The following is a 20,082-nucleotide window of genomic DNA, read 5'->3' as shown; positions in this document are numbered from 1 at the left end:
CTCCAGGTGCGGGCAAGTCAAGCCTGCACGCCATGGAGCGCCAGGAATTGCCGCATGCGCGCCGCCGCCAGTTCCGGCTCCCTCAGCAGACCGGCCGCGTCCGCGAGCTTGAAGATGTCCACGAAGTAGGGCAGTGGGCGCATCGCCTGATGGCCCGCCAGCATGACCATGTGGGGCTGGTGCCCGTTGAGGTAGGCCAGGAACACCACGCCGGTCTTGTAGAAGCGCGTGGGTGCACCGAAGATGCGCCGCGACAGTGGAATCGTCGGCTCGAGGATCTCCAGGAACTTCGGCTTGTCGCCGTTCGCAAGTGCCGAGAGTGCATGCGACGCCGCCGGCGCGATGGCATCGAAGATTCCCAGCAGCGCATGCGAATACCCCTGGTCGTCGCCGGCGATGAGTTCGGGATAGTTGAAGTCGTCGCCGGTGTACATCCTGACCGGCGCGGGCAGGCGGCGCCGCATGTCGATCTCGCGGTCCTTGTCCAGCAGCGAGATCTTGATGCCGTCGACCTTGGACTGGCTCTCTTCGATGACTTGCAGCGCGATGTCGCGCGCAGCCGTCAGGTCGCCCGTTCCCCAATAACCCTTGAGTTCGGGATCGAACATGTCGCCGAGCCAATGCAGCACCACCGGCTGGTCCGCGGCGGCGAGGACTTTTCGGTAGACCCGCAGGTAGTCGTCCGGGCTCTTCGCGACACGCGCGAGCGCCCTGCTGGCCATCAGGATCAAGCGGCCGCCGGCCTGCTGGATCGCTTCCACCTGTGTCAGGTACGCCGCGATCACATCGTCCACCGTGCCAACCGCCGACGGGTCCAGATGGTCGGTGCCGCAGCCGTTGAAGATGGGAACGCCGGTGCCTTCCAATGCCTGGCTGGTGCGCCGGATGAGCGTCAGCGAATCGTCCCAGCTCAACCCCATTCCCCGCTGCGCGGTGTCCATCGCCTCGGCAATCCCCAGGCCAAGGTCGGCAAGATAGCGTCGATAGGCGAGCGTCGCATCCCAGTCGATCGCACCGCCCGTCCAAGGGTCGACGTTCGCATACGGATCCGCAACCACGTGGGCCGCGGAGAACACCACCCGGTTGAATGCCCGGGCCGGCTTCGCCGCATCCCAGGGCGTGCCCTGCAGGGTGTAGGCGCAAAGCTTTCCGGACGTATCCGGCAATTGCAGTTTCGTCATCTCATGCCTCGCGGGCGATAGCCCATTTCTTGTAAACGAATCGACAGCGGCCGAGCCCTTGCCCGGTCGCATCACACCACTGTGTTCAAGCGCTCCCGGCAGATGCGCAGGATCTCTTCTGGCGGCCGTTTCCACCAGTTTTCCTTCGAGAAGATCTCGACTTCCACCGGGCCTTTGAATCCGCGGGTTTCGACGGACTGACGCAGCCGCGCGAGCTCGATCACGCCGTCGCCCATCATTCCGCGATCGAGCAGCGGATCGCCGGTCTGGCGCATCCAGTCGCATACGTGCAGCGCCATGATCCGGTCCGAGGCGCGATCCAGAGAGCCTTCGAGGTCTGGATCCCACCAGACGTGATAGGCATCGACCGCGATTCCGAAAAGGCCCTCGTTGTCCGGGTCGAGGCGTTCGCACCATCGCCGCGCCTGTTCCACGGTGTTGAGCAGGCTGCGGTCGGCGGCATAAAACGGATGAAGCGGCTCCAGCGCGATCGCAACACCCGTGGCCTTGAGCGTTGGCTTGAGGGCCTCGAGGCCCTCCAGGATCTGCTCCCGGCAGGCTTGAATATCCCGCGAGTTCGGCGCGAGCCCACCCACCACGGCGACGACGAACGGCGCCCCGAGAACGGCCGCGACCTCCACTGCACGCCGATTGGAATCGATGGAGGCGGTACGGCCGCCGCGATCATCGGCAGAGAAGTATTCCGTTCGGCAATAGCCGCCGACCTTCAGGCCTGCATCGCGGATCACGTGGGCCGCGCGCTCGGGATGGCGTTCGTCCACTTCCTGCCGCCACGGTGTGATGAAGCCAAAGCCGGCCTCGGCAACGCGGCGCACGGTGAGTTCGAGGGGGTCGCGGAAACCCAGGGTCGCGGTGTTGAGGCAGACGCAATCGGGGCCGACGGAAAGGTCACGCATGGCCGCCTCTAGAAGCGTTGAATCAGCAGGCCGCCGTCGACGCGGACTTCCTGCGCCACCGTGTAAGGCAGGAGTCCGGCCGCCATCGTGCGAATCACGCGCGCCACGTCTTCGGGCAATCCCCAGCGTGGCGTTGCGGTCATGCCCTTTTCGATCAGGTCGTCGTACTTCGCCTTCGATGGCGCAGTCATCTCGGTCAGGATGAGTCCCGGCTGGACCTCGTACACCCCGATGCCGTCCCTGGCCAGGCGCAGTGCATAGAGCCGGGCTGCCATGTGGGATGCGATCTTCGACATGCAGTACTCGCCACGCTCGATCGTGGCGGCGACAGCGTTCGAGGATGTGACGAAGACGATGCTGCGAAATGCCTCGCCGGGGCCTTCCGTGTTCACCATGCGGCGCGCGACAGACTGCGTGAAGAAGAAGGTTCCGCGGGTATTGACGTCGAAGCAGCGGTCATAGCTCTCTTCCCCGACATCCAGAAGGTCGCCCCGCGCAAGCACCGAGACGCCGGCGTTGTTGACGAGGCAATGCACGTCGCCGAATTCGCGGGCGACGTCGTCGAGGAACGGCTCGTGCGCCGCGCGCTCGCCGATGTCCAGGTCATAGGCTTTGCAGCGCCGACCCAGTTTTTCGATGTCGGCAACCAATGCGCCGAAGCGCTCGGCGTCGCGCCACGCGACGGCAGCGATGTCGAAGCCTTCCTCGGCCAGGGCGAGTGCCGTTGCGCGGCCGATGCCACGCGAGGCGCCAGTAACGATGGCTGTTTTTCGCATGGCGTCACCCGTTCAGAAGCTTGCGCGCGATGATCACGCGCTGGATCTGGTTGGTGCCCTCGTAGATCTGCGTGATCTTGGCGTCCCGGTAGAGACGCTCCACCTCGTATCCGCGGATATAGCCGCTGCCGCCGAAGATCTGGATCGCGTTGGACGTCTGCGCCACGGCCGCGTCGCCCGCAAAGCACTTGGCCATCGACGAGGCCGCCGTCGCATCGATGCCGGCGTCCAGCTTGCGTGCCGCCGAGCGCACCAGCAGCCTGGCGGCCTCGGTGTCTTTTGCCATGTCGGCGAGCATGAACTGGATTCCCTGGAAGTCGGCGATGGCCTGGCCGAACTGCTTGCGGATCTTGGTCTGCTCGATGGAAGCTTCCAGGGCCGCCTGCAGGATCCCGACGGCGAGCGCGGCGATGCCGACGCGCCCTTTCTCGAGGACGCTCATCATCATGTGGAAGCCGCGCCCCTCCTTTCCAAGCAGTGCATCGGCGGGCAACGCGACGTTCTCGAAGTGCAACTCGCCCACCTGCGACGAACGCTGCCCCAGCTTGTGCTCCTTGGGTCCCTTGGATACCCCCGCGGCCGTGCAATCGACGATGAAGATGCTCATCCCTCGCTTGCCGGCTTCCCGATGGGTCCGCGCGAGGACGAATGCGACATCGGCCACCGGCGCGTTGTGGATCCAGAGCTTCGCGCCGTTCAGGATCCAACCGTCGCCAACGCGCTCGGCCGTCGTCTTGATGCCCGACACGTCCGAACCAGCCCCGGCTTCCGTAATGCAATAGGCGGCGCGTTTTTCGGCACGGATGATGGGGCCGATCCAGGTTTCTTTCTGCGCGTTGGTGCCGTGGGTGCAGAGCAGGGTCGTGACCAATTCGACGAGTCCGCACTGGTCGGCGACCGATGCATACCCACGGCTCAGTTCCTCCATCACGATGCTGTAGGCCAGCGCGTCCAGGCCGGCGCCGCCATAGGCCTCGGGGACCGTGATGCCGAACAGGCCGTTGTCGGCCATCGCCTTGTAGATGTCGCCTGCAAAAGCTTCCTCGCGGTCCAGGCGCTCCGCTTCCGGCCGGATCTGTTCGTTGGCGAAGCGACGGGCCATGTCGGCCACCTGCTGGTGTTCTGTCGAAATTTCCACTTTGTCTCCTTGGAATCCACACAACTATCTAACTAGTTAGTAGAATCATGCCACGACGAACTTCAGCTTGCAAGCCCCTCAAAGGAGACCGGAATGAAAAAAGCAGTTTGGGTAGATGCCGCCGCGATGGCGCAAGAGATCTTCGACGGCGCGTGCGTCGTGCTCAGTGGATCAGGCGGAGGACTGCAGGAGGCCGATCACATTGCAGAAGCCATCGAGAAGCGATTTCTCGCAACCGGGCATCCGCGCAACCTGACGCTGGTGCATGGCCTGGGCATCGGCGACGGCGTCGCAACCGGCATCAGCCGCTTCGCGCACAAGGGAATGGTCAAGCGGGTCATCGGTGGCCACTGGACCTGGTCCAAGCGCATGCAGGAACTCGCGCGCCAGAACGAGATCGAGGCGTACACCCTTCCGGCAGGCCCGATCCAGACCCTGCTGCGCGAGATAGGCGCCGGGCGCCATGGTCTTGTGACCCACATTGGCCTTCACACCTTCGCGGATCCTCGACATGGCGGCGGTCGATGCAACGCCCGGGCAACGGACGAACTCGTCGAAGTCGTCACGCTGGGTGGGAAGGAACTGCTTTGGTACAAGCCCTTCAAGGTCGATTTCGCACTGGTGCGCGGAACGGCAGCCGACCCCCAGGGAAATCTGACTTCCCGCGACGAACCTGCAGACATGGACGTGTTCGCCGCGGCAATGGCTGCGCACAACTCTGGCGGGAAAGTCTTTGCGCAGGTGCGCGATGCGTTGGATGAGCCCATCTCGCCAGCTCGCGCCGTCAGCTTGCCTGGCGTGTTCGTGGATTCCATCTGCAGATACGCCGAGCAGACGCAAACGACGGGCGCCGCCTACGACCTCTCCATCAGCGGCGCGCTGGCTGCGCCGCCGACCCGCCGCGCGCCGGCCGTGCCGGAGGGCTTGCGCTACTTGATCGCACGACGCGCCGCCCAGGAATTGCGACCCGGCAAATGCGTGAATTTCGGCTTCGGCGTCCCCGATGGCATACCGGCCATTGCACATGAAGAGGGCCTTGAAATCGGCTGGACGACGATCGAGCAAGGACCCCACAACGGCGAACTGCTGGGGGGACACCTGTTCGGCGCGACCCGCTATCCCAGTGCGATCGTGAAGTCGACCGAGCAGTTCGATTTCTTCAGTGGCGGCGGGGTCGACATTGCCTTCCTGGGGATGGGCGAACTCGATGCGCAGGGAAACGTCAATGTTTCATGGCTGGGTGAAAACATCGTGGGCCCTGGTGGCTTCGTCGACATCACGCAGCGCGCAAAGAAGGTTGTGTTTTGCGGCGCCTTCGAGGCCAAGGGTCTCGAAGTGAAACACGACGGCGCTCGGGTCGAGATCGTCAGGCATGGCTCTGTCCCGAAGATCGTCACGGAGGTCCGACACATCACCTTCAGTGGCAAGCGGGCCCAGGCCGACAAGCAACAGGTGCTCTATGTGACCGAGCGTGCGGTGTTCGAACTCGGAACGGATGGGCTTCGGCTGATCGAAGTGGCGGAAGGAGTCGACATCAACTCCGACGTCCTCGAGAGGCTTCCCTTCGCCGTGAACTTGACACCGGAGCTTGCCGCCCGGCTCCCCAATGGTCGGTCCGCATTTTCCGAGGCGATGACCACGGTGTTTGGAAACCAGGACAAGTGAGCAGGACAAGCGAGCAGGACAAGCGAGCAGGAGAGGATGCTCGTGTTGCCGGCCTGTTGGCTAACGCGCCGTTCGAGGGGCGACGCGAGACCCGACAGGTTCGTGCGGGCGGGCAGGAAGAGACTTGACTCGTTGCGGGCGTTCGGATTGGCGGGTCAACGGCAGCTACCGCCGCGACCATGATCGACCCATCCGCTGCTCGGCCGTCCGCGCTGCCTCCTGAAACTGCCGCCCCAACAGGTTCCGAGCGGCCGCCGCGCCGCAGCCACGGTCGCTGAGATCTGCTTCGCGCAGCAACTCGGACTGCTGGTCCATCAGCTGGGCGTCGATGCCGGCATGCGGTGGGTGCAAATGGGCGCGTGGGCGGTCCCGGTGTCGCTCAAGCCGCTCGACGTCACGTATCTGGTGCTGCCAACCCCGCAACAGTGTCAGATCAACTACCACGGTCTGGAATAGGTGCTGCGGGTGCCGCTTGTCGGGTGCGTCCGGCAACCCGGTACGGCCTACGTGGAGGCCTCCGGCACCCGGCAAAGGGACAGTGGGGGAGCCGGCACGACGCACCAGGTGATCGAGCAACTGAAGCTCACGCGGCAAAAATTGAAGGGCATTGCCAAGAGGAAGAAACATACCCGCAAGCCGGGCCGGAAGCTTGATCAGGCGTCTACTCGTTCAAGACACTGACCCGGGTAGAGCAGATCGAATAGCGCCTTGGCAGCAGGTGTCAGGTCCTGGGCCCTTGGACGCAAGAGTTCGCTGGGGACCAGCACCTTCGCATAAATCGCCTCGTAGACCCGCTTCACGACGCCCGGCGCAATCACCTCTCTGTCGAATCCCGGCGTGATGCCGATCAACTGCCAGCCCATTCGTTCGAACGTCGCCTGCATGTGGGGGTACTTCAGCGTGGCCAGGCCGTACACCATCCCCATTCCCATGGCGCGCCCCAATGCTTCCTCGAGAAGCGGGACGCTTCTACTCAGGTGTGAACCTCGATGCCGGTGACTGATTGCACAAATGCGTCCGTACAGCACTTCGCTGTCCGGGTCTCGCTCCACCGAGAACATGCCGACCATCTCGTCGTCGTGCTTGAAGAGGATGACAAGGAAGTCGCGCTCTGTCTCGCCGTCAAGGCACACCTTTTCCGCATAGAAGGATTCACGCATGTGGCAACTCGCGTTGCCGACCGCGATACCCGGGTACCAAACCTTGAGTGCAGAGATGAGCGCGGGCACTTGGTGCCGGCTCAGGTACTCGTAGCGATAGCCCGCTGGCAAAGGTGCACTCGCCGTGATGTCGTCAACGGGTGGCCATTCCATGTTGTCCTCCTCGATGCCGTCAGACCCGTGCTATTCCGCGTGAAGACTCACTCGCCGGGTCGCGTCATATTCTCAGATGGAACGCCGCCTTCCGCCAGAGCGCTGAGCGAACGTTGTGTGCTAAAACGCCCAGAGGACAGTGAGTCGGCTCCTGGTGATCAAAATGCGTCAGCGACCTGTGGTCGCACGCAACAGTTCGCCACAGCCGGGGGGGCTCATCGAATGGTGGTCTCCCCATGCATCGCAAAACGAAAAAGGCAAGGAGGCGCACGACACCGATCCGAACACATTCAAACCAAGGCCCCCGGGGCCTGCCGCCACTGAACCAATGCTGGCTCATGCGCGCGGCATTTCGTTTCTCCTCCTCTCCTGCTCACGGCACCGACAGAAGTGCCGTTCATTCAAAAAGGGAATTTCATGAATATCTGGCCAAGACTGCGCCGACAAACAGCGCTGTTTCTCATAGGCGGGGCCGCATTGCTCGGCGTCGTGGCGCCTGCGCAAGCCGCCGACAAGAAGCCCAACATCGTCGTCATCTTCGGGGACGACATCGGCATGTGGAACCTCGGCGCGTATACGCACGGCATGATGGGCCGCACGCCGAACATCGATTCGATCGCGAAGAACGGCGCGCTGTTCACGGACCACTACGGGCAGCCAAGCTGTACCGCCGGTCGCGCCGCCTTCATCATGGGACAACTGCCGGTCCGCACCGGCATGACCACCGTTGGCATTCCAGGCTCCACGCGCGGCATCCAGAAGAGCGACCCCACGCTTGCCGAGACGCTCAAGTCGGTCGGCTATGCCACGGCCCAGTTCGGCAAGAACCACCTGGGTGACCGCAACGAGTTCCTGCCCACGGTGCACGGCTTCGACGAATGGTTCGGCAACCTCTATCACCTGAATGCCGAGGAAGAACCCGAAGAACTCGACTACCCTGGCCAGAAGAACCCCGAGTACAAGAAGAAGTTCGGCCCGCGCGGCGTGCTGCATGCCTGGGCCGCCTCGACCGACGATCCAGCCACGGATCCGAAGTTCGGCCGCGTCGGCAAGCAACGCATCGAAGACACCGGCCCGCTGACCCGCAAGCGCATGGAAACTTTCGACCAGGAGGTGACCAACGAAACGCTGAAGTACCTCGACAAGGTCGGCAAGGGCGACAAACCGTTCTTCGTGTGGTTTAACACCACGGCCATCCACATCTGGTCGCATCCGACCAACAAGTACATCCAGCAGGCGGTGGACGAAGGGCGTGCGGAGGAGGATCTGGTTCGAGCCCGGATGATCGAGCACGACGAACAGGTCGGCTCGATCATGAAGAAGCTCAAGGACCTGGGCATCTCGGACAACACCATCGTCGTCTACAGCACCGACAACGGCAACGAGATGATGTTCTATCCCGATGGCGGCTATGCACCGTTCCGTGGCGAGAAGGGCACGACCTGGGAAGGTGGCCTGCGCGTGCCGATGATGGTGCAATGGCCGGGCAAGATTCCTGCCGGCACCGACCTGAACGGCATCCAGAACCATGAAGACGTGTTCGCCACGCTGGCTGCCGCTGCCGGACTGCCGAACCTCAAGGCAGACCTGCTGAGGGGCTACTCGATGAATGGCACCAACTACAAGGTGCACCTCGACGGCTACAACAACCTCGACTACTGGACCGGCAAGAGCAACAAGTCTGCACGCCGCGAGATGCTCTACTACGACGAGACGGACCTGATGGCTATTCGCGTCGACGCCTGGAAGATGCACATCGGCGTCAAGCACAACGGCAACTGGTTCGACGAGAAGTCCTACCCGAGCGTTCCGTACATCGTGAACCTGCTGATGGACCCGATGGAGAAATCGACACCCGATTCACGCGAGTTTGCCTATGCGGGCCGCAAGTTCGTCGGGCAAAAACTCTGGGCACCCACGGGTGCAACTCCCTTCCTTGCGGAGCACCTGAAGAGCCTGCAGGAGTTCCCGCCGAGCCAGGGCGCCGATACGCTGAGCATGCGCAAGGCCATCGAGAGCGCCATGAAGAAGATGGACAACCCGCGCGGCAGCAGCAACTGACCGACACCGCATCGCCGCGTCGATGACAAGAAAAGAAGGCCGCCCCCGGGCGGCCTTTTCATTTGGCGCGCCGCGCGCTCAATCCTCCACGAAAGCCTCTTCGCGCTTCGACTTGATCGATGGCAGCAGCACGATGCCGAGCAGCATCAAGGCGGCCAGCAGCAGGCCCGCCGACAGCGGCCGCGTGACGAACACACTCCAGGTGCCTCGCGACAGCAGCAGCGCGCGGCGCAGGTTCTCTTCCATCATCGGCCCGAGGATGAAGCCCAGCAGCAGCGGCGCCGGCTCGGTCTTGAGCTTGATGAACAGGTAGCCGATGAAACCGAAGGCCGCCACCATCCAGATGTCGAAGGTGTTGTTGTTGGTCGAGTACACGCCGATCGCGCAGAACAGCACGATGGCCGGGAACAGGAACTTGTAGGGCACCGTCAGGAGCTTGATCCACATGCCGATCAGCGGCAGGTTCAGGATGATGAGCATCGCGTTGCCGATCCACATCGAGGCGATCAGGCCCCAGAACAGCTCGGGGTTGCTGGTCATCACCTGCGGACCCGGCTGGATGTTGTGGATGGTCATGGCGCCGACCATCAGCGCCATCACCGCGTTGGGCGGAATGCCCAGCGTCAGCAGCGGAATGAACGAGGTTTGCGCGCCCGCGTTATTGGCCGATTCCGGCGAAGCGACGCCGCGGATGTTGCCCTTGCCGAAGGCCACTTCGCCGGGCCTCATCTTGATCTTCTTCTCGAGCGCGTAGGCTGCGAAGGCCGCCAGCAGCGCGCCTCCGCCGGGCAGGATGCCCAGCGCCGAGCCGAGCGCGGTGCCGCGGATCACCGCGGGCGTCATGCGCTTGAAGTCGTCCTTGGTGGGCCAGAGGCCCTTCACGCTGGCGGTGAAGACCTCGCGCTCATGCTCGGGCTGCGAGAGATTGCCGATGATTTCGCCATAGCCGAACACGCCCATGGCGATCACGACGAAGCCGATGCCATCGGTGAGTTCGGGCACGTCGAAGCTGAAGCGCGCCACGCCCGAATTCACGTCGGTTCCGACGATGCCCAGCAGCAGGCCGAGCACGATCATCGCCACCGCCTTGAGCAGCGAACCCGAGGCCAGCACCACGGCGCCGATCAGGCCCAGGCACATCAGCGAGAAGTATTCGGCCGGGCCGAACTTGAAGGCCAACTCGGTCAGCGGCGGCGCGAACGCCGCCAGGATCAGCGTGCCGACGCAACCCGCAAAGAACGAGCCCAGACCGGCCGCGGCAAGCGCAGGCCCCGCCCGGCCTTGCCGCGCCATCTGGTAGCCGTCGATACAGGTCACCACCGAGGACGATTCGCCCGGCAGGTTGACCAGGATGGCGGTGGTGGAGCCGCCGTACTGCGCCCCGTAGTAGATGCCGGCCAGCATGATGAGTGCAGACACCGGGGGCAGCGCGTACGTGGCAGGCAGCAGCATCGCGATGGTCGCGACCGGGCCGATGCCCGGCAGCACGCCGATCAGCGTACCCAGGATGCAGCCGATCAGGCAATACAGCAGGTTGGTGAAGGTGAACGCGACACCAAACCCGATCGACAAGTTGTGAACCAGTTCCATGGTGCAGGTCTCCTTAGCCCGTGATGAATGTGGGCCAGACCTGGATCTGGAGTTTCAGCGCCCAGATGAAGGCGACGTAGCTGCCGGCGGCAAGGATGGTCGATAGCACCAGCACGTCGCGCAGCTTGAAGTGTTCGCCGGCCAGGCTGGAGATGATGGTCAGCGCGTAGATTGCGATGATCATGCCCATCGCCGGCACGCCGATGCTGGGCAAACCGCCCAGCAAGACGCCAAAGGCAAGGTTGGCCAGGATGACGAAGAACAGCGGTTTCCAGGCCCATGCGCCGATCGGCTCGCCATCGGGCGTCTCGACCACGAGGCCCTCGAACATGATGATCACGCCGAGGATCGCCAGGATGACGCCCAGCATCAGCGGGAAGTAACCCGGCCCCATGCGGGCGCCGTCTCCGATGTTGTAGGTGGTCGCGCCGATGGCGAAGGCGCCCCCGACGGCGGTGAACATGACTCCTGAAAAGAAGTCGGTTTGGCTCTTGATGCGCATGGCCATGTGTCTCCAAATTAGTCAGGTAAGCATCGTTTGCGAAACCTGACCATTTGCTGACCACTGCAGTAAGCACTAACGCGTAGCGCTGGTCTTGCGCTATCAAAAAAATAGCGATCTTCGAGAGGCTTAGCTGACTTCTACAGCCACTGCCCGCTGCTGGGCATCCGGATCTCGGTATCAGGTGTTCCGCCGACGAAGAAGCCGCCGATGACGATGCTGAGCACCGAGATGAAGAGGCTGGCGAACAGCGCGGTCCAGAAGCCCGACACCCTGAAGCCGCGCACCAGCGCGGCCACCAGCAGGATCATCAGCGCATTGATGACGAGCAGGAAGAGCCCGAAGGTCACCAGCGTGAGCGGCAAGGTCAGCACGATGAGGAGCGGCTTCACCACCGCGTTGGCCAGCCCCAGCAGCAGCGCGGAGACGACCAGTGCCCCGGTGCCGTCGAACTTGAGCCCGCGAAACAGCAGGCTCGCGATCCAGAGCGACAGCGCGGTGATGGCCCAGTGGAGGAGAAATGGCGTGAGGTTGGCGAGCATGGGTGTTGAGTATTCAACAACTTCTGAAAGGTCGTCCGCGGGCAGCTCGGGGGCATCCGAAGCGCACGCTCCGATCGCACGGACACTTGACAGGCACGCACCCGCTCAATTCCACCTGAGCCTCATCCCCACGCTGCCCTGCACGGAAGAACTGACGCGGACGTCCCCCGAGATGTCGAACACACGCCCCACTTCTGCATAGAGGCTGGCCGTCGCGTTCACCGCCAGCGTCAGGCCCGCGGCCAACTCGGCCGAGGTGTAGCCGGTGCGGCTGGCAATGTCGGTGATCGCGGCCGGCGAGATGAATCGTGCGACATCGGTGCCGGAGCTCGCGTAATACAGATTCGCGCGCCCATAAGGTTGCAGCCGTCCCGCGGTCGTCATCATGTCGCCCTTGACCCGGAGGCCCAGCCGGCCGATCCAGCCGCTGTCGGTCTTTTGCTGCACCCGTGCGCCACTGAGCCACAAGTCATCAAAAGAACTCTTCTGATATGCAAGTTGAGCTTGCGGCTCGATCGTCCACCCATCCGAAAGCGCGAAGGGCTGGCCTGTCTCGATCGAGGCCGTCAGGCTGCTGGCCTTGCCCGATGCGTTGGGATTGAGATCGGGACGCACGCCGTATCGATGGTCGCCGGCCTGCAGGACAGCGTCAGCGTAGCGTCCGTTCGCATCGGTCCACGTCGCATAGCCGCCCAGATAGCGTGACTGCAGGTCGTTGTAGCCGACTCGCCCCACCACGCCGCGGGCGTTCCCGGTGACGTCGGCGCCGCCCTCCAGGTATCCGACATACACCCCCGCGCGCCAGGAGGCGCTGGACAACAGGTCGACGCCAGCCTGCAATCCACCCAGATACCCATCGCTGTGGGGACTGACCGTTCCCTCCTGGCGGATGTTCAGATCGGTGTAGACGGCTCGAGCCCAGGCACGCCGATCGAGCGAAGCTGGGCTCGCGCCCGTCGCCAACTGCGCTGCGTCGTCGTCGCCGACTCGCCTGTGCAGGTTGGCGAGCATGGCCAGGTCGCCCTGGCGCAGTTGTGCCGGAAGTGCGGCGACCAGAGGTACCTCAGCACGGTAGGTGGGCGCGACGATCGGCGGAACGATCTCTGGGGTGGTCGGAGGCGGAACCACCTCCGGGCCGGTCGGAGGCGGAACGACCGTGGTGGTCGAGCGCAGATACCAGTTCTCGCCCGTTCCGTCGGCCGCACCCGCGTAGAGCTGGTATTGGTAGGCGCCGGCGTCGATGTGGGGCGCCGCCCGCGGGGAGGCGCCCTTGGCGAGTCCGGCTGTCGCGACCCCTCCGGCGAGCACGAAGGCATCCTTGGTCGTCTGCGCGGTGGTGGTGGCGCCGTTGTTTGCACTGACGACCTCGATGCCATTGCCGCTGGTGAGTGCGCCCAGGCCGCCAAGGTTGGTGATTTGCAGGTTGGTGGTGCCGCTGGCACTGGCGCCCGGGCCGCTCAGGACGAGGCGATCGCTTGCGTTGGCGCTGTTGCCCAGGACCGTGCCGAGGCGCAGGTTGCCGCCGCGACCGACATAGGCGCCGGTCACTGTGAGGGTGCTGCCCGGCCTGGTGCCGAGCAGGCTGACCGTTCCTGCGTTGTCGAGCGCAGCGACGGTCTGGTTGAAGCCGCCGGAATCCAGGGTGGCGCCGCTCGATACGGTATGGGCTGATTGGGCGCTGAAGGTGTTGGCGGCGCCTGCCTTGAGGGTGCCGGCTACGACCTGGGTTGCACCGCTGTAGGCATTGGCGCCGCCGATCGTGGTCGTCCCCGCGCCGGCCTGGGTCAGCGACCCGCTGCCGCCGATCGCACCGCCCAGGGCGAATGCGTCGGAGCGATTGATGACAAGGGCTGCGTTGTTGGTGATGTTGCCGACAATGCTGCCGGTCGTGCCGCCGTTGCCGATCTGAAGCGCGCCGGCACTGATCGTCGTGCCGCCGGTGTAGGTGCTGTCGTCGGTCAATGTGAGCGTGGATGCGCCTGTCTTGATCAGGCTGCCCGCGCCGCTGACTACGCCGCCGAAGCTCGTGTTCATCGTGTCGTCGACCGTCAATGCTGCGCTGCCCAGCGTCACGTTGCCCGCTCCTGAAAGGTTGTTGGCGGTCTGGTTGAAACCGTTCAGGTCCAGCGTGGCGCCGCTGGCGATGTTGACCGCACTGCTGCTCGCGAAGGCGTTGGCGATGCCACTTCGCAGCGTGCCACCGTTGATGGTCGTGGCTCCGGTGTAGGTATTGGCCGCCGAGAGGACGAGGGTCCCTGCACCGTTCTTGGTCAGCGTCATGCCGTCCCACGGAGCGCTGGAGGGCGCCTGGTTGGCCAGCACCAGGTCGACGTTGAAGGTGTCGGCTGCGCCCGCGAGCGTGAAGACGCCGTTGCCTCGTGTGGCGCCTGCAAGCCAGGTCAGCCCGAATCCGACGTTGTAGTCCTGCGAATTGGCCGACTTGTTGGCGACCAGCCTGAGGTAGTCGACCGGGCTGGTGGCTCCGCCCGATGTCACTGAGGTGAAGCCGTTGGTGATACCGCCAGGGGCGGCCGTGTGGACGACGTTGAACAGGGTGCTGGCCACGGCACTGGCGCTGTTCGGAATGCTGGTGCCGAAGCCGGTGATGTTGAGCGTGCCGTTGAGGTCGGCCGTGGCGGCGGAGATGATGGGCTGGGTGCTGCCGAGATCGACGTTGAGGGTGCTGCCGGCCACTTGAGTGAATGCGCCGCCGACGCTCAGTGTGGAATTGGCAGCGAGTTGGGTGACTGCGCCTGAAGCAGTGGTGTAGTTGCCGGAGGTGGTGAAGGCGCCGGCCTGCGCCAGGCTCAAGGTACCGGCCGTCACGCTGACGCTGCCGATCGAGGAGCCGGCACCGCTCAGCGTTGTCATGCCGCCACCGGCTTGCGCGAGGGAGCCGGAGCCGGTGATGGTGCCCGCATAGGCAAGTGCATCGCTGCGGTTGAAGATCAGTGCGGCGTTGTCTGTGATGTTGCCGACGACCGAGCCCGTCGTGCCGCCATCGCCGATCTGCAGCGTTCCGGCGCTGATCGTCGTACCGCCGGTATAGGCATTCGTGCCGGTCAGCGTGGTCGTGCCGCCACCGATCTGATTGACGGCACCGGTGCCGCTGATCGCGCCCGCAAAGGTCAGTGCATCCGATCGATTGAACGCCAGGGCGCCGTTGTCGACCACGCCGCCGGTGATCGAGCCCGTGGTGCCGCCAGCGCCGATTTGCAGCGCCCCGCCCGAGATCGTCGTGCCGCCGGCATATGAGTTGGTGGCGGTCAGCGCGGTGGTGCCCGTTCCCATCTGATTGACCGCACCGGTGCCGCTGATGGCGCCGGCGAAGGTGGTTGCACCGGGGTCGTCGAAGGCCAGGATGCCGTTGTCGACGACGTCGCCGAGGATCGAACCCGTCGACGCGCCGTCGCCCAACTGCAACGTGCCTCCGCTGATCGTGGTGCCGCCGATGTAGGTGTTCGTGCCCGTCAGGCGCAGCGTGCCGAGGTCGGTCTTGTCCACCCCGCCGGTGCCGCTCAGAACGGCCCCGATGGTGGCAACGTAGCCCGCCCCCGTTCCGGTCCCGTCGCCCACGCGCAAGACGTTGCTGCCGGCCAGCAGCGTGATGGGGGCGCCCTGGAGCACATAGCCGCTGGTGGCGAACTGCATGCCGGAAGAGGTGGCCGCGCCCAGGCTGTTGTCCACGGTGACCGTGCCGGGCGCGCCGGCGAAGATGGCGAAGGCGCCATCCGTGTACGGCGCGTTCAGCGCTCCCATGGATTCGGTCCAGTTGTTGTTGCCGCCCGAGGCTTGCCAGGTGCCATTGCCGCCGTCGATGACCCCATTGAACTTTGGACCCGTGCCGTCCCAGTAGTTGAGGGTCAGGCCAGTCGTGTTGACCAGATTGACCTGTCCGGGAATGCTCGTCTGCACGAAAGTGGTCGTGCCCGCCGGCATCGTGCCCAGCGCGAGCCCGTTGTCGGTGAGGGCGCCGCCGTAGTTGATGATGTGGTAAAGCCCGGGGCCAAAGGTGCCCCCGCTCGATGTGGTGACATTGAGCGTGCCGTCCAGCGTGAGGCTGCCGCCCACCACGATGTGGTCATTGAAGGCGCCGCCAGATGTTCGGGCTTCTCCCAATTCGTAGTTCAGTGTCGACGCGCTGGTGAGCGTGGCGTTGCCACCGATGTTCAATGTGCCGACAGAGTCGCTGCCGCCGCTGGAGCCGCCGGGCGAGAGGGCACCGTTGGCAATCGACACGCTGCCGCCGATGGCGCCGTGGCCGCCGAGCACGCCGCCATTCGACACGGATATCGTGCCTCCCGTTCCACCGAGGGTTCCGTCCACCAGCAGCGTACCCCTGGTGACGTTCGTGATACCGGAGAAGGCGCTGCTGTTGCCTGTCAGCCGCGTCGCGCCGAGGCCGAGCTGCTGGATGAGTCCCGACCCGCCGATTGCACCGGCGAAGGTCACGTCATCCGAGCGATTGAAAGTCAGCAGGCCGTTGTCGATGATGTTGCCGGTGATCGATCCATTCGTTCCGCCAAGGCCGAGTCGCAACGTGGCGCCCGGGGCAATGATCGTGCCGCCACCCGCCCCGCCGTTGGTCAGCGCACCCGCAATGGCAAGCACGCCACTCTGGACGGAGGTGGCGGAAATGGTTGTCCCGGTGGTCGAGACAGGTCCGGTCAAAAGCCAGGTCCCACCCGACATCGTCAAGCCGTCAAATCCGGTGATCGCGTTGCTTGCGCTGCCGTTGCCTTGCAGCGTCAGCGTATTGCCGGTGCCGGTACTGACGACATCGCCATTGAGCGCAGCGCCGGTGTCCAGGGTCAAGGCGCTGTTGCTTCCAGCAAGCCTGATGGCGGTGCCGCTCCTGCCGGTGATCGTGCCGCTGTTGGAGATCGAGCTCCCGTTGCCCTGCAGAAACACGCCCGTGCTGGCATCGATCGTGCCGCCGTTGTTGTTGACCACGACAACGCCACTGCTATCGCTCTTGACCCCCGAGTAGATCCCGCTCGCCGGTCCCAGGATCGTGCCGCTGTTGATGACAGTACCCGTCGCGCCGAGCCACACGGCATCGCTGGCCGCCGTGACCGACGCGCCGGCGTGATTGTTCAGCGTCCCGCCATTCTGCAGATTGACGCCGGCGTTGCCGCCGTTATCGAGGGCGCCGATGTTCTGGGTGATCGAGCCGAAGTTGTCCAGTTGGACACTGTTGACGAGTTGCGACTGGAGAAAGACGCCGGACGTCGTGGCAGTCACCGTGCCGGAATTGGTCAGTATCCAGTTCTGGGAGTTGTCGCCTTCAATACCGTTTCCCGTGGTGTTGATGACGGTGAGGGCCGGCGCATCGAACGACGCTGCCCCTGGGCTCAACGTCTGCAGGACCACGGTCGTCGAGGAACTGGAAATGGTGACCTGGGATTGGGCAGGAAGTGCCATGGCGCCCAGAAACGTCAGTGCAACGCCCGCCCTGCCGTATTTGCCGCATGTCGCCGAGAACTCGCTGGTTCCAGCCCAGCTTCCCGAAGCAGTTGGCGAAAAATCGAGGCCGCGTCTCGATTCCGTGGTTGCGCAAAAAAATTGTCTCTCCCCACCCGCTATATCGTTCTTCATGCCGAGCTCCCAACCCGTTGTAGTGCTTCTTGCGGGGGGCCGCAGCATCATTGCGGACATAGATTCCTTAGAACCGCGCGACGAGCGCGGTCTCGGCCACCCAGCGTATCTTTTGGTGATCAGGACACTATCAGCAAGATCTGGGGTTGTCGATGTACCAAGGTGCTGGTCAGCTACCGCCGCTGATGGCCAGCGCATGACGCCAACAGCATCATGAACATCACGCCGGGGTCGCCGCGGGCGGTGCGCGGCGCGCCTCACTGCGACACCCCATCGGGTCCTGGCGCTGGCGTTGATCGATGAGTTGCCACCTGTCGCGTTCAGCGCGCGCGCCTTGCTCCGGATGCTGTTCGATCGCGGCTGCCTGGTGCCGATGCAGTCGCTGTACCGGATCCTGTCCGACTTCGAAGCGCGCGGCCTGCTCGAACGCGCGCAGGAGGACCAGGTCCTGCGCTAGAGATCGAGGCGCGCGTCGGTCCAGCGGCCATCCGCCTTGCTGGACTCGACAACCGCCTCGATGAACTTCACGCCGCGGGCCCCGTCTTCCACGGTCGGCACCGTGCAGGCCAGCGGATCGGGCGCACGGCCTTCGCGCCGCGCCTGCAACTGCTCGGCCACGTCGCGGTACAACTGCGCGAAGCCTTCCAGATAGCCTTCCGGATGCCCCGGCGGAATGCGCGTTGCGTACGCTGCCGCCGACCCGCTGCCGGGGCCGCCGCGTGTGATGCGTTGCGGGCGCTGGCCCAGCGGCGTGAACCACAACTCGTTCGGATGCTCCTGCCGGAACTCGAGGCCCGCCTTGGTGCCGTAGATGCGAACGTGCAGTCCGTTCTCGTTGCCCGGCGCGACCTGGCTCGACCAAAGCATGCCGCGTGCGCCGTTGGTGTAGCGCAGCAGCACATGCGCGTTGTCGTCGAGGCGCCGGCCGGGCACGAAGGTCGTGATGTCGGCGCTCACGGCCTTCAGTTCGAGTTGCGTCATGAAGCGCGCAAGGTGCTCGGCATGCGTGCCGATGTCGCCGAGCGAGCCGCCCGCACCGGCGATGGCCGGGTCGACGCGCCAGCTCGCCTGCTTCTGGCCGGTCGATTCCAGATCCGTGCTGAGCCAGTCCTGCGGGTATTCGGTTTGCACCACGCGGATCTCCCCCAACTCGCCGGCCGCGATCATCTCGCGTGCCTGCCGCACCATCGGATAGCCGCTGTAGTTGTGGGTGAGCGCAAACAGGCGGCCGCTGTCGCGCACCTGTTTCACGAGCGACATCGCCTGCGCCAGCGTGGTGGTCAGCGGCTTGTCGCAGATCACGTCGATGCCGGACGCGAGGAAGGCGCTGGCGATGGGCGCGTGCAGGTGGTTCGGCGTGACGATGGCGACCACGTCGATGCCGTCCTCGCGTGCCGCCTCGGCCTGCGCCATCACGGCGTAGTCGGCATAGCCGCGGTCGGCTTCGATGTGGAGCTCGGCCGCACTCGCGGCGGCGCGTGCGGCGTCGGACGACAGTGCGCCTGCCACCAGTTCATAGCGGTCGTCGAGCCGCGCCGCCATGCGGTGCACGCCGCCGATGAAGGCGCCTTGGCCGCCGCCCACCATGCCGAGCCGGATGCGCCGGGCCACTGCCGTCGCTTGTTGTGCGCCTTCGATGGTCATGCCGCTTCCCGTGGCTCAGGCGATGCCGAGCATCTTCTTGTTTGCAGCGGTGTTCACGCCGCCGCCGGCGAAGTCGTCGAACGCCCGGTCGGCCACTCGGATGATGTGTTCCGCGATGAAGGTCGCGCCCTCGCGCGCGCCGTCTTCCGGATGCTTGATGCAGCACTCCCACTCCAGCACGGCCCAGCCCGGAAAGTCGTATTGAGCCATCTTCGAGAAGATCGCCGCAAAGTCGACCTGTCCGTCGCCCAGGGAACGGAAGCGCCCCGCGCGGTTGATCCACGACTGGAAGCCGCCGTACACGCCCTGCCTGCCGGTCGGGTTGAACTCCGCGTCCTTCACATGGAAGATCTTGATGCGCTCGTGGTAGTTGTCGATGTAGTCGAGGTAGTTGAGCTGCTGCAGCACGAAGTGGCTCGGGTCATAGAGCAGGCAGGCGCGCCGGTGGCCGCCCACGCGCTCCAGGAACATCTCGTAGGTCACGCCGTCATGCAGGTCCTCGCCGGGATGGATCTCGTAGCAGACGTCGACGCCGGCGTTGTCGAAGGCGTCGAGGATCGGCTTCCAGCGCCTGGCCAGTTCGTCGAAGGCGTCTTCGATCAGTCCTGGCGGACGTGGCGGCCAGGAGTAGAGGTAGGGCCATGCCAGCGCGCCTGAAAAGGTGGCATGCGCGGTCAGCCCCAGGTTGGCCGAAGCCTTGGCCGCGAAGTGCATCTGTTCGACCGCCCATTGCTGGCGTTTGACCGGATCGTTGCGGACTTCGGCCGCGGCAAAGCCGTCGAAGCCCGCGTCGTATGCGGGATGCACCGCCACCAGCTGGCCCTGCAAGTGCGTGGAGAGTTCGGTGATCTCCAACCCGTGCGATGCGAGCGTTCCCTTCACTTCGTCGCAATACGTCTTGCTCTCGGCCGCCTTCTTCAGATCGAACAGGCGCGCGTCCCAGCTCGGGATCTGCACGCCCTTGTAGCCCAGGCCACCAGCCCATGCGGCGATGGCGGCGAGCGAATTGAAGGGCGCGGCGTCGCCGGCAAACTGGGCCAGGAATATGGCTGGCCCCTTGATGGTCTTCATGTGGTGTGTCTCCGTTGTGGATGGCTTCGACGCACCGCGCGGCATCATCGGGCCGGCGTCGATGATGCGGTTCGGAAAATCCGA

General features: G+C 64.6%; 14 protein-coding genes. 3 read left to right on the top strand and 11 right to left on the bottom strand.

Features of this window, described 5'->3' with window-relative positions; translation table 11 throughout:
• Positions 1-17 precede the first annotated feature (17 nt).
• The 4 genes from WKW80_RS18900 to WKW80_RS18885 all read right to left on the bottom strand — a co-directional run bounded on the left by WKW80_RS18900 (position 18) and on the right by WKW80_RS18885 (position 4,012).
• Positions 18-1,181: a dihydrodipicolinate synthase family protein gene (locus WKW80_RS18900; protein ID WP_340365107.1), complete on the bottom strand. Its 1,164-nt coding sequence runs from the start codon at positions 1,179-1,181 to the stop codon at positions 18-20.
• A 71-nt stretch (positions 1,182-1,252) separates the two neighbouring features.
• Complete coding sequence (locus tag WKW80_RS18895) at positions 1,253-2,098, bottom strand: sugar phosphate isomerase/epimerase family protein (RefSeq protein ID WP_340365106.1); 846 nt, start codon at positions 2,096-2,098, stop codon at positions 1,253-1,255.
• Between the two features lie 8 nt (positions 2,099-2,106).
• A complete protein-coding gene (locus WKW80_RS18890; protein WP_340365105.1) occupies positions 2,107-2,874 on the bottom strand; it encodes a 3-ketoacyl-ACP reductase in 768 nt (255 codons plus the stop codon).
• 4 nt (positions 2,875-2,878) lie between these two features.
• Positions 2,879-4,012 carry an acyl-CoA dehydrogenase family protein gene (locus tag WKW80_RS18885; protein WP_340365104.1) on the bottom strand — a complete coding sequence of 378 codons (1,134 nt, stop codon included), beginning with the start codon at positions 4,010-4,012 and terminating at the stop codon, positions 2,879-2,881.
• Between the two features lie 93 nt (positions 4,013-4,105).
• Here WKW80_RS18885 and WKW80_RS18880 point away from each other — a divergent pair, with 93 nt between their 5' ends.
• A complete protein-coding gene (locus WKW80_RS18880; RefSeq protein WP_340365103.1) occupies positions 4,106-5,677 on the top strand; it encodes a CoA-transferase in 1,572 nt (523 codons plus the stop codon).
• Positions 5,678-6,330: 653 nt separating this feature from the next.
• On the opposite strand, the gene WKW80_RS18875 is transcribed toward WKW80_RS18880, so the two are convergent.
• Positions 6,331-6,990: a hypothetical protein gene (locus tag WKW80_RS18875; RefSeq protein WP_340365102.1), complete on the bottom strand. Its 660-nt coding sequence runs from the start codon at positions 6,988-6,990 to the stop codon at positions 6,331-6,333.
• A gap of 417 nt (positions 6,991-7,407) precedes the next feature.
• Here WKW80_RS18875 and WKW80_RS18870 point away from each other — a divergent pair, with 417 nt between their 5' ends.
• Positions 7,408-9,051, top strand: coding sequence for an arylsulfatase (locus tag WKW80_RS18870; protein ID WP_340365101.1), 1,644 nt, complete (start codon positions 7,408-7,410; stop codon positions 9,049-9,051).
• A gap of 78 nt (positions 9,052-9,129) precedes the next feature.
• Here the strand turns inward: WKW80_RS18870 and WKW80_RS18865 are convergent, their stop codons facing one another.
• From WKW80_RS18865 to WKW80_RS18850, 4 genes are all read right to left on the bottom strand, one after another.
• Complete coding sequence (locus WKW80_RS18865; RefSeq protein WP_340365100.1) at positions 9,130-10,641, bottom strand: tripartite tricarboxylate transporter permease; 1,512 nt, start codon at positions 10,639-10,641, stop codon at positions 9,130-9,132.
• A 13-nt stretch (positions 10,642-10,654) separates the two neighbouring features.
• Complete coding sequence (locus WKW80_RS18860; RefSeq protein WP_340365099.1) at positions 10,655-11,143, bottom strand: tripartite tricarboxylate transporter TctB family protein; 489 nt, start codon at positions 11,141-11,143, stop codon at positions 10,655-10,657.
• Between the two features lie 140 nt (positions 11,144-11,283).
• Complete coding sequence (locus WKW80_RS18855; RefSeq protein ID WP_340365098.1) at positions 11,284-11,685, bottom strand: phage holin family protein; 402 nt, start codon at positions 11,683-11,685, stop codon at positions 11,284-11,286.
• A 105-nt stretch (positions 11,686-11,790) separates the two neighbouring features.
• Positions 11,791-17,109: an autotransporter outer membrane beta-barrel domain-containing protein gene (locus WKW80_RS18850; RefSeq protein ID WP_340365097.1), complete on the bottom strand. Its 5,319-nt coding sequence runs from the start codon at positions 17,107-17,109 to the stop codon at positions 11,791-11,793.
• Positions 17,110-17,575: 466 nt separating this feature from the next.
• Here WKW80_RS18850 and WKW80_RS18845 point away from each other — a divergent pair, with 466 nt between their 5' ends.
• Positions 17,576-17,740: a hypothetical protein gene (locus WKW80_RS18845; RefSeq protein ID WP_340365096.1), complete on the top strand. Its 165-nt coding sequence runs from the start codon at positions 17,576-17,578 to the stop codon at positions 17,738-17,740.
• Here the strand turns inward: WKW80_RS18845 and WKW80_RS18840 are convergent.
• Positions 17,737-18,927 carry a Gfo/Idh/MocA family protein gene (locus tag WKW80_RS18840; protein ID WP_340365095.1) on the bottom strand — a complete coding sequence of 397 codons (1,191 nt, stop codon included), beginning with the start codon at positions 18,925-18,927 and terminating at the stop codon, positions 17,737-17,739. The genes WKW80_RS18845 and WKW80_RS18840 overlap by 4 nt on opposite strands.
• 15 nt (positions 18,928-18,942) lie before the next feature.
• Entirely contained in the window at positions 18,943-19,998 is a 1,056-nt protein-coding gene (locus WKW80_RS18835) for a sugar phosphate isomerase/epimerase family protein (RefSeq protein WP_340365094.1), read from the bottom strand.
• Positions 19,999-20,082 lie beyond the last annotated feature (84 nt).

It is taken from the genome of Variovorax humicola (assembly GCF_037889915.1).
GTDB classification, from domain to species: Bacteria; Pseudomonadota; Gammaproteobacteria; order Burkholderiales; family Burkholderiaceae_C; genus Variovorax; species Variovorax humicola.
The sequence above is the reverse complement of the archived record's forward strand: the minus strand, read 5'-3'. Positions and strand labels throughout refer to the sequence as shown.